Source organism: Moritella sp., assembly GCF_013215705.1.
Taxonomy (GTDB): Bacteria; Pseudomonadota; Gammaproteobacteria; order Enterobacterales; family Moritellaceae; genus Moritella.
The window spans coordinates 52,732-65,254 of sequence record NZ_JABSQR010000032.1 but is presented as its reverse complement, the minus strand read 5'-3'; the positions used below and the strand labels follow the sequence as shown (position 1 = coordinate 65,254).

Here is a 12,523-nt window from a genome sequence, read left to right as displayed (position 1 = left end):
CATCAATTTCCATTAGATTCCCCTTCTATTTTTGTTAAACGTGCATTGGTAATTTTGATATACCGGATTAATGCACTCACTAATGGCTTAAAACCTTTACCCATTAGCGAGTTTGTAAATGTTTGAGCACTGCTAACCAATTCTGTTGTTGTCGCATTAGCCGCTTGCTGGAGTTCGTTGTTGTTCATATTTCACATATCCATATTTTGTTTAATCAAGATTGTTAAAAAGCTGACGAGCATATTCATCATCTGAAACCTGCGATAAAAAATCCGGTCTTAAAAATTTTGTAAAACGACAACTTTGGTTATTATTTTCTTTCTTAACCACCTCACCACGAGGCTGGTTACAGTTATTTTCAGTGCTCCAAGACGTAGCTCCGCTACTTTTTAAAGCTTCGTCCGCACGCGCTAAGTCGGACTTACTCATTAATTTGAAATTGCCGTTTGTGGTTAGAATTGTTTTACAAAGCCAAGAAAAACCTAAAACCTTACGGCGAGTTTCACCGTAACGATTAATTGATTTTTCAATAACAAGCTTGGCTTTACCCGCTGTTTCGCAGAATTTAGCCCAGCGGCTTTTATCTGCATGGTTGAACATCTCTAGACATTCATCATCAAATTCAACATCAATTTTTTTAGCGCGGCGAACAGTGCGCCACTTAGTAACAGCAACGCCACCAAATGATTGAAATTGTTTAATGCGCCACGTTGATGACCAAGCGCGGGCTTTAAAGGCATTTAGTTCAGCGTCACTTTCTGGCAGGAAGTTACCTGTAATATTCTTGGCAATGTATTTAGCAATATATGCAGTAGCGCCGCCCTGTCTAGGGTCTGCCTTTTTCACGGTAAAACGCGGTGTAATATCGCCCCCCAACTCAGCTCTATCTTCTTGGGTTGCGTAGTGCTGCATCACCTCAATCAAAGCATCCGCATTCTCTGGGTGGCAAAACATGAAGTAATGCGCGTGACAGCAACCGTCTTTATGCGGTTCAGATACGCGAAAACCAAAGTAATCAAGCTTAGCTTTCTGCAAAGTAGCGCGAACAACGCCCCATAAGTACATCAACCGTCTTGCGCCTTTTTTGATACTCGAACCGTCCCACTTATCCGAATTACGGTGATATTTACTTGGCAGTGTCCATGTAAAAAACAAACCGATGTATTCACGAGAGACAGCCAAATCTTCAAAGCCGCGCGCTTGCACCATCATTTCTGTGTGACGATTTTTAGGGTTTGATGTGGTGCGCTTAACGACTTCTTCTAAATCGTATCGCTCGCCCGTTTCTTCATTGACAAGACACATAGACTTGATGAACGCCATTGCTTTGCGCTGCGCTGCCGTCCAGTTCTTGTAAGAGATATCAGATATCATGGTGGATTGGTGCTTACCTTTACCCACTCGACCTAATGCCACTTGGCAGTATTCAATATAATAAGTACGCAGCGATAAAAGCTGTCTCAAAATCCACTCATCACAAATCATTTTTCTAATCGAAACTTCTAAGTCTTCTGTTTTAAAACGCTTCTTACCTTCCATTGGTGCTATCAAGTGATAACCCCTTAGGTTTTTACGCATTAACACATAAGCACTTGCAAGCGCGTCCAGATAAGTGCGACCACCTTCGCTTTCTTCATCTTCATTCGCTGCAAGTTTGACTGAGCCGATTAATTTAATATTTTGACAAGCTAGATTTTGAGACAGCTTTCTTAGTTCTTCATCTTGCATCAAAATGAAGTGGCTTAATGGTTTAGCCACTTTCATTCTGAGTGTGCGCAAATCGTCAGGATTACGAGTTGCAAAGGGGAATTCTTTCACAATAAACTTAGCGCATTTTACCGCGTCGTTAATGGTGGTTTTAATAAACGCGTCCATGTTTTCATAACTTGCATTTTCACGGCGTTTACGGGCTTCAATCTTGTATAGCAGGTCAGTTTCAACCATCTTAGGCAAGCACAGCTTTTCAATATCCACCGCACGGGTTAAGTGCTCAAAATACAAGTCTCTCGACATTTCAGATTGCGTTTTCACTACGCAACCTCCGGCACATCAAGGTCGCCTTGGATTTCAACACCTAGCGATTCTAATCTAGCAACCAAAGCAACACCTTCAAGTAGAGATAGTGAAAAACTTCCAAGAAAGCTACTAACCCGATAAAAACGTAAAGACACAAAACTATCAGACCCGCCACTAACACGGACACCCGTGACATTTTCAAGATAAACAGCCATATCGGCACCACATATATCAACATATACTTCATCATTCCAAGGGTACATTGCAGCATCTGCTTTCATAACGAGATCCTTAATTTAACTTTTTAGCTTGTGCTTCGATTAATTCACGCTTGCGAGGTGAGCGAGACTCTTTGTACTGATGGCGCAAAATATCCAGTTTTAATTTTTTGCACCAAGCCAAACCGCGCTGCTTTTCTTCTGGTGCTAAACTTGAGGTCATGATATTTCACCAATTTGTTGCGGATGGTTCCAAGGTTCTGGACTTTCAGCTGCGGTCGCGGCCATTTGTGCAAGTGCGACCATATTGACAAGACGTTTAGATTTACGCATACGCTGATAAAAAGGAATCAACCCCGTTTCCATATCTTCGGTCACGGTTCTTACGCTTAAGCCTGTTCGCCTAGCGTATTCAGGGATAGATAAAAACGGGGTATCAATCAAAATTGCTATCGTCATTTGTTGCTCCTGTGGTGTAATAGTAGGTTGAACCCAGTTTTGGTACATCCCGTTAAGAATGTATCAATTGAGCTACAAAATGAAGATTAAACCCATATATGGTACAAGTCAAATGAAACTAAAAGATAAATTTAAATTAATTCGCAAAACGCAGGGGTTAACACAAACAGCTTTCGCTGAAAAACTGGACGTGGCATTCCGCACGTACCAGAAGTATGAGCACGGAACTGTTGAGGTTTCTATGAAGGCATTTTTAAGTTTAACCAAAAACCACCCTGAATATGCGCTTTGGTTATCTACATCAAGCGTGGAACCAGAGGTAGGTCAAATTGCACCGGGCAATAACACGCCGAAAATGGGAAAAGATGGTGTACCTGCAGAATTGTTGAATGCCGCGTTTGAACAAACATTAACGACATCCATTGAATTGGGGTGGATAACGCCCAAAGAAGGCGTTAACTTTTCGATGCTATCAGATTTATTGCGCCATGATTTTGTTCAACAAGGCGGGCGCTTGATTGAGCAAGCTGAAGATGACGAGGTGAAAACGACTGCTGTTTAGTCCACAAATGGGTTTTAACTTTCCATTGTCGCCAGCGCAAGGCTTTTATCACGGAATCGGGGATAGCCTCAATTTCGGCCACTTCCAACACCAGTCGATGCGCTTGAATATACCGTTGTTCCATTTAACCTCTCAATACCACTGTTTATTTATACAGTGTAACACTGTAAAGTAATGTAACTCAATGGATAAGAAAGGGAAATAACGCCAATTTCATGTCAATCACACAGCAACAAGACGGCTATCACCTTGTGGAAATGTACCCATTTGGGCGCGGTGGTCGCAGAATTAGAAAGCGGTTTAGCACCAAATCAGAGGCTTTACGCTTTGAGGCTTACATTGGTAAAAAAGCCAAGGATGAAGGCTGGCTAGAAGAACTTAACGATACCGAGCGGCTCAATGATCTCATTGAAACTTGGTATAACCTGCACGGCCAGACGCTCACCGATGGATTCAACCGCAAAAATAAATTATTGGCATTATCAAAAATGATGGGTAATCCATTAGCCAACAAATTTGATAAAACCATGTTTGCAGCCTACCGCAAATTACGCCTTGAGAAAGTCAGTCCTAAAACCGTCAACAATGAGCAAACTTATGTTCGTGCCCTATTTAACGAGTTAACCAGATTGGGTGAATGGACAAAAGGCAATCCGATTGAAGGTGTTCGGATGCTAAAACACAAACAGCCTGAAATGGGATTTTTACAGCCAGAGCAAATAACCGGCCTACTCGAAACGTTAAAAAATGCACACAACAAAGATGCATTAATTATTACAAAGATATGTTTAAGCACGGGTTGCCGTTGGGGCGAAGCTGCCAATCTTCGCAGTGAACATATAACAAAAAATATCGTTACGTTCGTCAGTACCAAAGGTAACAAACCGCGCTCAGTACCAATATCAATAAAACTAGCAGCGCAGATACCCAAGCGAACGGGCAAGTTATTCCCGAAGAGCTGTAATGACTCCACCTTTAGAACTGCCATTAAGAACGCAAAGATAAAATTACCCGCAGGTCAAATGACGCATGTATTACGCCATACTTTTGCGAGTCACTTTATGATGAACGGGGGCAATATTTTGGTGTTGCAGCGCATACTTGGACACGCTTCAATTGTGGATACCATGAAGTATTCGCACTTTGCACCCGACCACTTAGAAGATGCGGTTAGGTTGAATCCGTTAGTTGGGATTGAGTAAAGTTATCAACGCCTAGCTATTCGCCCTTTCCATCAACCTACAGGCTAACTCTTTTTCTCCCCAGCGTGTAGCAAATGCGTCTGATACAATTAGCCAATCATTACTAGAGCTATGAGATCCATGATTAACCCCCATGCAAGAACATTGGCACTCATGACCAACGGCATTCATGCAAGCAGGGGCACACTTTTCCTGCTCTCGGTAAGGTTGAACTATGTATAACTTACCGAAACGCATCAGCAAACGCTTAACCAACTCATTAAACCATGCTTTAGGCGTTTCCCAGCACTTGTATTGCCTGTCCCATACTGGCTCACTTCGCTTTGAATTTTGAAGCCAGAAGTGGTTCTCTTTAATATTCGGAAGCTTAACAAGCAAAGGAAAGCCTTTCCCTTGTCGGTAAATGACAGGAATAACCTCTTGTCTCCATACTTTTACTATTTCTTCTCTTTCACCTAACTCCATAGCAAACTCCCGATACGCATAGCATTTGTTTCCCAGCTTTCCACTAGCCAAAACTTGTATCCTACTGAGTCTAAAGAATAATAATGCTCAACACAAGCTAGAGTGGTGGTACGCACTGGCAAAACTAGAATTGATATGGAAATATATCCATCGAAAGAACCTCAACATGGGCGCGTCACTCTTGAGGTAAAACAGGTTTAGCAGAGGTCTAAGGGTTATTTTCATGACTCAGGTTAGAACCGCTTTGCGGGTTTCGCCGCCATTGCGACAGGTGGCAATATAAAAGTTTGTCGGGCGGCTTATATGCTCACACGTTCGCATAGTTGAACACATCTAGGTTCCATTACCCCATCAAACTAGTAATAAAAATTAGTCTAAAAGTCATTTAGTTGAGTTATATTTTTTGCGTTATTTTTACAGGGTATTGGCGGCGGATTGGCGGCGATAATGAGTGGTGACATGTATGTGGATAGATAAGAAATACAATAGATACTATTAACAAGCCTTGAATTGTAAGGCTTTATACTGGTTTTAGGGAACCCATGTAAATTGTTTCCGACTTAAGCCGAACAAGCATTATATAAAAGCTGACTCTTAATTCAATGTAATTATATTTCAGACATAAAAAATGCACTCAAACTGAGTGTATTGTTAACTAATTACCTACTTTACCTTGCAGATTCCTCTAACTCAATTTCCCCTATTCCATGTGAGTAGTTAATCAAGCGATTAATACTGGAACTACCTATTTTTTTCAAACCTAAGTAATGTTACAAATAGTCTGTCGTAGAGATAGACGAGTCACACATTATACACTTGCCTATTGATCATATCCTCTTGATTTGTAAATATGTAACAAGTAGAAATCGCTGAACAAGTATCTTCTTATTCGGTAAAAAATGAGACAACGAATAACCTTGTCGAACAAAATTAAACTATGACATAAAGAGACTAAAATTTGTCGATTAACTGCACACAGCTTAAGTCATTACGAACAGCCTCTTTAGGTATTTTCATCGCTTTATTATCAGTTTCTTCAAATGCTAGCGAGTCAAAGCTCAATACAGACGTTTCTCAAAAAAATTCAGTATTTATCACAGTAAGTAAGCAGGAAAATACAATTAAACCGCTACTTGAGAAGCAACTAAACAATGAAAGAAATCATGCTATGGAAGCCAAGATAGAGTCATTAGAAAAGGCGCTGGAAGCAATCCCCCCAGAGACAGTTCAACCCAAAGAAGAAAATCAATTAAAAAGTCGATTGGAGTCTATCGAGTCATCGCTAAGTTCGATCGCAAATAAAGAAAAGTATTTTACCTACGCTGATTTGGCTGCTGTTGCGATTACATGTGTCGCAGTACTACTAACTGTTGTGGGTTTGGCTATTGCAGCTCTAGCCTTCTGGGGATACAAAGAGATCAAAGAGCTAACTAAAAATAGCGCAGCAGAAGAAGCAAAATCCGTAGCAAAACGAACTATGGAAGAAATGATTAATGGCGTAGCAAAGAACGAACTCGAGAAGTTAATTAGTAGCGGAAAACTGCGAGAGCCATTGCAGGATGCAGTTGATATGATTTTACGAAGTGACTCAAATAACGTTGATAAAAAGCGTACAGAAGAGCTACTTCATGAGTTAGATGTTTTCGAGTCAGATCTTGATGGTTCTGAAGACGATAAAAGTTTCGGCAATGACAGAATTAGAAGGGAAGGAAAAGAACATGACAAAGTCATTTGAGTGGAAGAGAATCACAGAAGAGCAAAGAAGAATAATTTCAGATTGTCAGCACAGCTATCCTATTGCTGTAGGTAAGCTAGCAAAAAGTTTCGGTATAGTACTAAAGAAAGCCACTCTAAAAGGAAACTTAGCAGGTGAAATTAGAGAAGTAGCTGGTGTAGTAACGATTCGTGTAAACAGCCATGATGTAAAGGCTAGACAACGCTACACGATAGCTCATGAAATAGCTCACTTTCTTCTCCATCGTCACTTGCTAAAAGATGGCATCCAAGATACCCCCTTATACCGTTCTCATCTACCAAATAAAATAGAACGAGAAGCAGATGCACTAGCTGCAGATATTCTAATGCCTATGGGTATTGTTCAAGATCTTATGAACGAAAAAGCTGAGGAGCATAAAGCTGAACGGCTTTATGAAGCAGTAGCTGAAAGTTTGGAAGTATCGAAGATTGCATTAAAAAACAGACTCAATGTTGAGTAACATCCAATGATAGATAAAAGCTATAATTACTTACCGATACTGGCTATTAGTACGGCAGAAATGAGTGCATTAGAACAGTTGCCAGATAAAGATAAGAACCTGCTATTACCGCTATTTCCACTGAAGGGGTGGGTAAGTTCTAAAACTCTTGATAAGACAATTTCTAGAATTGAGCTGTCTATAGGCTCACGCCCATGGATTGCTGATATTGACAGTGATTTTGTCCTTAAAAACAAAAAATACTTAGCTGATCCTGATAGTCAAAGAGCTGTATTCAAAGAAGTACATACATTACTCAATCCAAAAAATGGCTATGAAAATTGGGTTAAATACATTACAAAATTAGATGATACTGTCCTTCCTACTCTACAAACTGATAGTCTTGAACAAATAAGTCAACAAGTTCATTCACTATCATCTCTGAATAGAGGGTTAGTCGTTCGACTCAAAATCAAAAAAGATGGTGCCGATAAAATTAACACCATTATCAGAACTCTGAGCGAGAATAAAATTAAGGACTTACTAATATTGCTAGATTTTGAAGATATCAAACGTAATGATGTACTTCAGAGTGAGCAATATGGCATGTTGGTTTCAAGACTTAGCAACTTCCTTCCTAACGCGATATTTTCAATCTCAGCATCCTCATTTCCCTCGAGTTTTAGTGGAACATATAGAGGTGAGTTACCTATCTACGAAAGGCAATTACACACTACCGTTTGTAAACTGTGTGAAAAAGTTCGAGTTATTTACTCTGACCGAGGAAGTGCTAGAGCAAACAAAACTAGTGGTGGTGGAGGCCTCCCACCGGCAAGAATAGATTATCCTTTAAAAAATGATTGGCGATACGTGCGGAAAGAGTTTCAAGACTCTAGTAATGTGCCGGAATTAGAAAGGCACACTATGTATAAAGAGGCAGCTAAAGAAATTGTAAAAAGTGATTATTGGAACCCGAATCTACGTTTATGGGGGGTACAAATGATCGAAAAAACGGCAGAGCTTCGCGATAAGTACTGTATAACGTCTGCAAATAGAGCTACCGCTGTTAGGATCAATATCCACCTGTACCAACAACTGCATTACTTGTGTGACTTTGACGTACTTGATACTGAGGAAGATTGGGAAGATTAGTTGTATTTACTGACCGAGATAGGACTAGCTTAGAGACAATTCGAATAGATTCTTGTTTAAGTCTTCAAGAATGTCAGATAAATCTCGGCTAGTTGGCTCTTTTCTATTAAGAGATAAGGTTGTTAAATCACCATTCTCTACCCTTCTGTGTTTCACATTACTGAAGAACAGTCTTACACCATCAGAGTAACGACTGAAAAGCGCTTTAAATGCAGCTTCTCTCAACTTAGTTACAGGCAGATTAGACACAATTTTTGATAATTCGTGCCTGTTCTTTGTCTCATAGCTCAAACCAAAACCATTAGAGACTTTAATTAAATCAGCAACTCTCATAACGTCGATAAAGGTCGATTTATCTCTTATTTTTACCTTTCTACCTCGACGTACGACCTTCAATCTTTCCCCATTGAACTCCCACAGAGCAACAGATTCAGGTAAAAGCTTCAAGGCGTGTTCTAAATGTTTTGTAGCGACAGCCACAATGACTTTATCGAACACTTTTAGGTACTCTTTTACTTGACCATCAAGACGATTCAAAGTGTCAAATTCGCTTTTAATTTCAATACCATAAATCTCATTATTCTTAATGAAAGCTAAATCAACACGCCTTGAAAAATTACCATACGTAAACTCGTTGATAACTAAATCATTAGAGCTAATCATTTGTTTTTCAATCAAATAGTTTAATACTATCGATTTAATATCAATCTCTAGTCCCATTGCACTACAGCTACTTTATTATTTAATTTACATGTTTAAACTATATCACAAAGCTACTTTTTTTACGCCAAATAGAGCAGCCAAAGCAAGTAGCATTTTAACTCACGCCCTGCATAGCTCACCACTTGTCCTTTCCTGTTTCCGTAGCCCTGCGGTCAAGAATAGAATTAGGTCAAATCTTGCGTTTTGCTAATCAAGGTTTTGCCATACGCCAGTTAATCCGATTTTTGCGAAACAACCCCAAATGACTGACACGCTTTGATCAGATTGTGAGTGATCGCACTATGGGTCTATTTAAAGATAAAATTCTCGCATTGAAGCGGAACTTTTTACCATCTAATTTTACCTTTCGTGTAATCGCGGCCTTGTTGCAGGATGTAATCAAACTTTCGTAGTTCGATTATTTCTTTAACCGGAACTCCTGTTAGTTCATCAAGGTACTTGGCTGATTTGGGCGTTTTTTGCATCATGATACAAGCGAACTCGCAGTTATCTATAATGGTTTTACTGACTTCCTGACCACGTTGAAAAACATTGATGGTATGGATACCGTAAGCGCGCGATAGCCTGAGTAATTTACCGAAGTAACCCGTTGCTTTACCCGCCCCCGTGCTGCCATATTCCGCCACTTCTTCGTTAATCGTTTTCAGTGCTTTTTTATGTCTGCCATTACCCGCCGCCCAAACCACGCGGCAATAATTATCAAAGATCATGGGCAATCCAATTGAAGGGGTTAGAATGCTAAAACATAAGCAATCTGAAATGTTTTTTTTGCAACCTGAGCAAGTAATAAACCTACTCGAAACACTCAGCAAGGCACACAACAAAAATGTACAAGTCATTACACAAATATGTTTAAGTACAGGTTGCCGATGAGGTGAAGCTGTAAATCTTCGCCGTGAACATATCGCAAATAACATTGTTACATTCGTCAGTACCAAAGGTAACAAACCGCGCTCAGTGCCGATATTAACCGCGTTATCAAAACAGATACCCAAGCGAACGGGAAAACTATTCCCGAAAAGCTGTAATGATTCCACATTCAGAACTGCAATAAAAAATACCAAGATAAAATTACCAGCAGGTCAAATGACACATGTATTACGTCATACTTTTGCGAGTCACTTTATGATGAACGGGGGTAATATTTTGGTGCTGCAACGTATACTTGGACACGCTTCAATTGTGGATACCATGAAATATTCGCACTTTGCGCCTGACCATTTAGAAGATGCGGTAAGATTGAATCCGTTGGCAGAAATCGAGGCATAAAAAAAGCCGCTTGTAGCGGCCTTTTTATCTATACAGCTTTATCAAACGCTGTATCAAAAGGAATTTTGAATGGTGAGTGATCTAAACATAATTCAGTAATAATATGTCTGGTAACTTTATCTTCCACCTCAATTCGAGTGTGGATAATTCCATCTGACACATGTCCGTCATAATCAGGGTCATTACCATCTTTATAAAAATGGTAGCCAAAATGGTAATGATGTAGATTATACTTCACAGCTTCTTTCATAAAAGCGTCTTGTATTATCGATTGAGAATATTTCACTTCCCAACTGGGCTTATATTTACCTTCTAACTCTTCTGGTGGCGTTAAACCATTTTGAATCGGAACAACAAAGTTAGCATACAATTTTTTCAATACTTTGTTATCTAAAGTTTGAAGCGCTTTGACAAACCCAGTTCCATATTTAACTTGATGTTCCATTTACAAGCTCTTAATCCATGCACAAAATTCATCAGCATTGCTTACAGTATCAGGCATTGAGATATAATCATCATCAATTGAGTCTAGAATTTTAGCAAAAGTAGCATCCTGCATATTAGCAACCTCCATATTAAAAAAATCCGTTAATTCTATTTGGGTGATCTCTTGTTTATCCGCTTCCCGCTTATCTGCATCATAGTGAGATAACCAAGGTTGTTCCTGATGCGTTTGATTGCGTAAAGTCCACGCACCAATTTGACCAAATTTAGTAATAACAAAATCCATTATTTGTAACGCTTGCTCTGTCAATCCCGCAGTGAAATCTTGACCAGTAGGGATTGTAATATGACAGTTACCAAAATGGCTGTATTCATGGTATATCCCAGTAACAACGGGACCGTGCTGCCATGCTTTAACAGGGGCGTTAAACAATGCAGCCTTATGTACAGCTAGGTGATAGCCTTGGCAATAATACGCTAATTTTTGTAGTTTTAAGTTACATACGGCTAACCCAGAGTCGTTCGCTCGCTGTAATAACGCTTTAGCAAAAACATCATGGTTAATCATTTATTTTCCTTAAATTTAAATATCACTAAAAAACTATACGTTTGTGTGGAGTATAGAGACTTACCCTTGAATATTCAACGCGATTGATTGCATTTTAGTGTCATAGGACAACCTTTTAGTGTGTTTTGATAGCATTCATATCCAAACACCACCTCTTTTGATATCAATCAAATCTCTGTATCAAGGTCTCATTACCCCATCAATTAAGCGGCAACAATAGAACGAAAACTCATTGCGTTAAGTTTGATTTTTGACTCTGTTTTTGTAGGGAATTGGCGGCATGGAACACATCAAAAGTAAGATAGAAATTATAAACAATACGCTAACACACTCAATTGAGTGTGGTTTGAGGGAACCCATGCAAATTGTAGCCGCCGTTTTCAAGTGAAAGGAGGTATACCCAAGCCAGATAAGAATGCAAAAACTCATCGCTATCACAGTTTAAAAATAACATAACCGTAACAAAACCATTCACTGATCTGGATCAGTTTGTTGATTGTTTAACTTGCTATGATTACCCATAAATAAGTAACTAATATACTTACTCACATAATACTGATTAATGACTGATAGAGGATTAACACGATGGAAATTTGGACTAAACTTTTAGGCGATCTTTTTTCTGATACTGTCGGCATTGCCTCAATCAGTGTCATTGCCCTCACCTGTGTGATTGCCACCGTGATCATCAGTATGTTTATTGTGAAGAGTAGATAACGACCTTGGGCTAATCGCTACACATTAATAATAATCAGCAAAAGCGACTATAATTAGTGCATAGTCATGAATGTTAGCCGCTTTGCACCCCCTAATTAATGCCTTAATGTAATATGAGTGCAACAATTAAGGACATTCAGCCACCCGGAGATGTCCATGATCACTATCGTCAATCTATCTGAAGCCAACCTGTTTATTAACCTATCACAGACCATTACCCACAGTGATTATGAAACAGTATTAGAACCCGTGCTTAGCGATATACGAAAACAGCATCCCCAAGTGAATATTTGCGTGATATTCGCCGATGACTTTGCCGGGTTCGAACTGCATGCCTTGATCGATGATGCGATGATAGGGATAAAGTATTGGCAATACTGGCATAAAATAGCGTTAATTGCAGAACCTAAATGGTTACATGCCATTACAGCGGGCATTGCCGCAATCAACCCGATCACCATCGAGAGTTTCTCGACAATGTTAAAAGCGGAATTATGGTTTAACGAAGAAGAATATTTTTAATGGCAGAGGAA

Annotated in this window: 17 protein-coding genes and 1 pseudogene; 8 read left to right on the top strand and 10 right to left on the bottom strand. The window is 39.5% G+C overall.

Translation table 11 applies throughout. The features are described 5' to 3' along the window. Positions 1-2 precede the first annotated feature (2 nt). The 5 genes from HRT96_RS18555 to HRT96_RS18535 are packed head-to-tail and all read right to left on the bottom strand — an operon-like array spanning position 3 to position 2,693. The gene (locus HRT96_RS18555; protein ID WP_293159638.1) at positions 3-188 is read right to left on the bottom strand and encodes a hypothetical protein; all 186 of its coding nucleotides are present in this window, start codon (positions 186-188) and stop codon (positions 3-5) included. 22 nt (positions 189-210) lie between these two features. Beyond that, positions 211-2,031, bottom strand: a complete 1,821-nt coding sequence (locus HRT96_RS18550) for a replication endonuclease (RefSeq protein WP_293159636.1) — start codon at positions 2,029-2,031, stop codon at positions 211-213. After that, complete coding sequence (locus HRT96_RS18545; RefSeq protein ID WP_293159634.1) at positions 2,031-2,297, bottom strand: hypothetical protein; 267 nt, start codon at positions 2,295-2,297, stop codon at positions 2,031-2,033. Before HRT96_RS18545 ends, HRT96_RS18550 begins: the two co-directional genes overlap by 1 nt. Positions 2,298-2,307: 10 nt before the next feature. Beyond that, on the bottom strand, positions 2,308-2,457 hold the full coding sequence (locus HRT96_RS18540; protein ID WP_293159632.1) for a hypothetical protein: 150 nt from the start codon (positions 2,455-2,457) through the stop codon (positions 2,308-2,310). Then, the gene (locus tag HRT96_RS18535; RefSeq protein WP_293159631.1) at positions 2,454-2,693 is read right to left on the bottom strand and encodes a hypothetical protein; all 240 of its coding nucleotides are present in this window, start codon (positions 2,691-2,693) and stop codon (positions 2,454-2,456) included. Before HRT96_RS18535 ends, HRT96_RS18540 begins: the two co-directional genes overlap by 4 nt. Positions 2,694-2,772: 79 nt before the next feature. Between HRT96_RS18535 and HRT96_RS18530 the strand changes: the two genes are divergently transcribed. Then, positions 2,773-3,255, top strand: coding sequence for a helix-turn-helix transcriptional regulator (locus HRT96_RS18530; protein WP_293159629.1), 483 nt, complete (start codon positions 2,773-2,775; stop codon positions 3,253-3,255). A 215-nt stretch (positions 3,256-3,470) separates the two neighbouring features. Further along, the gene (locus HRT96_RS18525) at positions 3,471-4,457 is read left to right on the top strand and encodes a tyrosine-type recombinase/integrase (protein WP_293159627.1); all 987 of its coding nucleotides are present in this window, start codon (positions 3,471-3,473) and stop codon (positions 4,455-4,457) included. Positions 4,458-4,469: 12 nt separating this feature from the next. Here HRT96_RS18525 and HRT96_RS18520 read toward each other — a convergent pair whose 3' ends face one another. Beyond that, complete coding sequence (locus HRT96_RS18520) at positions 4,470-4,922, bottom strand: hypothetical protein (protein WP_293159625.1); 453 nt, start codon at positions 4,920-4,922, stop codon at positions 4,470-4,472. A 958-nt stretch (positions 4,923-5,880) separates the two neighbouring features. Between HRT96_RS18520 and HRT96_RS18515 the strand changes: the two genes are divergently transcribed. The 3 genes from HRT96_RS18515 to HRT96_RS18505 are packed head-to-tail and all read left to right on the top strand — an operon-like array spanning position 5,881 to position 8,269. Next, complete coding sequence (locus HRT96_RS18515; protein ID WP_293159623.1) at positions 5,881-6,657, top strand: hypothetical protein; 777 nt, start codon at positions 5,881-5,883, stop codon at positions 6,655-6,657. Beyond that, the gene (locus HRT96_RS18510; RefSeq protein ID WP_293159621.1) at positions 6,641-7,138 is read left to right on the top strand and encodes an ImmA/IrrE family metallo-endopeptidase; all 498 of its coding nucleotides are present in this window, start codon (positions 6,641-6,643) and stop codon (positions 7,136-7,138) included. The genes HRT96_RS18515 and HRT96_RS18510 overlap by 17 nt, the downstream gene beginning before the upstream one ends. Positions 7,139-7,144: 6 nt before the next feature. Continuing rightward, entirely contained in the window at positions 7,145-8,269 is a 1,125-nt protein-coding gene (locus HRT96_RS18505) for a protein beta (protein WP_293159619.1), read from the top strand. Between the two features lie 24 nt (positions 8,270-8,293). Here the strand turns inward: HRT96_RS18505 and HRT96_RS18500 are convergent, their stop codons facing one another. Together HRT96_RS18500 and HRT96_RS18495 are read right to left on the bottom strand one after the other, a co-directional pair. Continuing rightward, positions 8,294-8,989: a sce7726 family protein gene (locus tag HRT96_RS18500; protein WP_293159617.1), complete on the bottom strand. Its 696-nt coding sequence runs from the start codon at positions 8,987-8,989 to the stop codon at positions 8,294-8,296. A 329-nt stretch (positions 8,990-9,318) separates the two neighbouring features. After that, positions 9,319-9,702 (bottom strand): hypothetical protein, encoded by a 384-nt coding sequence (locus HRT96_RS18495; RefSeq protein WP_293159615.1) that lies wholly within the window; start codon positions 9,700-9,702, stop codon positions 9,319-9,321. A 175-nt stretch (positions 9,703-9,877) separates the two neighbouring features. Between HRT96_RS18495 and HRT96_RS18490 the strand changes: the two are divergent. Continuing rightward, positions 9,878-10,261 (top strand): annotated as a pseudogene (locus HRT96_RS18490) (tyrosine-type recombinase/integrase); the annotation flags it as partial. Between the two features lie 28 nt (positions 10,262-10,289). Here HRT96_RS18490 and HRT96_RS18485 read toward each other — a convergent pair. Further along, positions 10,290-10,706, bottom strand: a complete 417-nt coding sequence (locus HRT96_RS18485) for a hypothetical protein (protein ID WP_293159613.1) — start codon at positions 10,704-10,706, stop codon at positions 10,290-10,292. Further along, positions 10,707-11,273 (bottom strand): type II toxin-antitoxin system antitoxin SocA domain-containing protein, encoded by a 567-nt coding sequence (locus tag HRT96_RS18480; protein WP_293159611.1) that lies wholly within the window; start codon positions 11,271-11,273, stop codon positions 10,707-10,709. A 585-nt stretch (positions 11,274-11,858) separates the two neighbouring features. Between HRT96_RS18480 and HRT96_RS18475 the strand changes: the two genes are divergently transcribed. Next, the gene (locus HRT96_RS18475) at positions 11,859-11,990 is read left to right on the top strand and encodes a DUF3149 domain-containing protein (protein WP_293159609.1); all 132 of its coding nucleotides are present in this window, start codon (positions 11,859-11,861) and stop codon (positions 11,988-11,990) included. 156 nt (positions 11,991-12,146) lie between these two features. Beyond that, positions 12,147-12,512 carry an STAS/SEC14 domain-containing protein gene (locus HRT96_RS18470; protein ID WP_293159607.1) on the top strand — a complete coding sequence of 122 codons (366 nt, stop codon included), beginning with the start codon at positions 12,147-12,149 and terminating at the stop codon, positions 12,510-12,512. The last annotated feature ends 11 nt before the right edge of the window (positions 12,513-12,523 follow it).

Excerpts from the sequence above, each read along its gene's own strand:
- HRT96_RS18555 (WP_293159638.1), bottom strand. The coding sequence starts at position 188 with ATGAACAACAACGAACTCCAGCAAGCGGCTAATGCGACAACAACAGAA.
- HRT96_RS18545 (WP_293159634.1), bottom strand. The coding sequence starts at position 2,297 with ATGAAAGCAGATGCTGCAATGTACCCTTGGAATGATGAAGTATATGTT.
- HRT96_RS18540 (WP_293159632.1), bottom strand. The coding sequence starts at position 2,457 with ATGACCTCAAGTTTAGCACCAGAAGAAAAGCAGCGCGGTTTGGCTTGG.
- HRT96_RS18535 (WP_293159631.1), bottom strand. The coding sequence starts at position 2,693 with ATGACGATAGCAATTTTGATTGATACCCCGTTTTTATCTATCCCTGAA.
- HRT96_RS18530 (WP_293159629.1), top strand. The coding sequence starts at position 2,773 with ATGAAGATTAAACCCATATATGGTACAAGTCAAATGAAACTAAAAGAT.
- HRT96_RS18525 (WP_293159627.1), top strand. The coding sequence starts at position 3,471 with ATGTCAATCACACAGCAACAAGACGGCTATCACCTTGTGGAAATGTAC.
- HRT96_RS18520 (WP_293159625.1), bottom strand. The coding sequence starts at position 4,922 with ATGGAGTTAGGTGAAAGAGAAGAAATAGTAAAAGTATGGAGACAAGAG.
- HRT96_RS18510 (WP_293159621.1), top strand. The coding sequence starts at position 6,641 with ATGACAAAGTCATTTGAGTGGAAGAGAATCACAGAAGAGCAAAGAAGA.
- HRT96_RS18505 (WP_293159619.1), top strand. The coding sequence starts at position 7,145 with ATGATAGATAAAAGCTATAATTACTTACCGATACTGGCTATTAGTACG.
- HRT96_RS18500 (WP_293159617.1), bottom strand. The coding sequence starts at position 8,989 with ATGGGACTAGAGATTGATATTAAATCGATAGTATTAAACTATTTGATT.
- HRT96_RS18495 (WP_293159615.1), bottom strand. The coding sequence starts at position 9,702 with ATGATCTTTGATAATTATTGCCGCGTGGTTTGGGCGGCGGGTAATGGC.
- HRT96_RS18485 (WP_293159613.1), bottom strand. The coding sequence starts at position 10,706 with ATGGAACATCAAGTTAAATATGGAACTGGGTTTGTCAAAGCGCTTCAA.
- HRT96_RS18480 (WP_293159611.1), bottom strand. The coding sequence starts at position 11,273 with ATGATTAACCATGATGTTTTTGCTAAAGCGTTATTACAGCGAGCGAAC.
- HRT96_RS18475 (WP_293159609.1), top strand. The coding sequence starts at position 11,859 with ATGGAAATTTGGACTAAACTTTTAGGCGATCTTTTTTCTGATACTGTC.
- HRT96_RS18470 (WP_293159607.1), top strand. The coding sequence starts at position 12,147 with ATGATCACTATCGTCAATCTATCTGAAGCCAACCTGTTTATTAACCTA.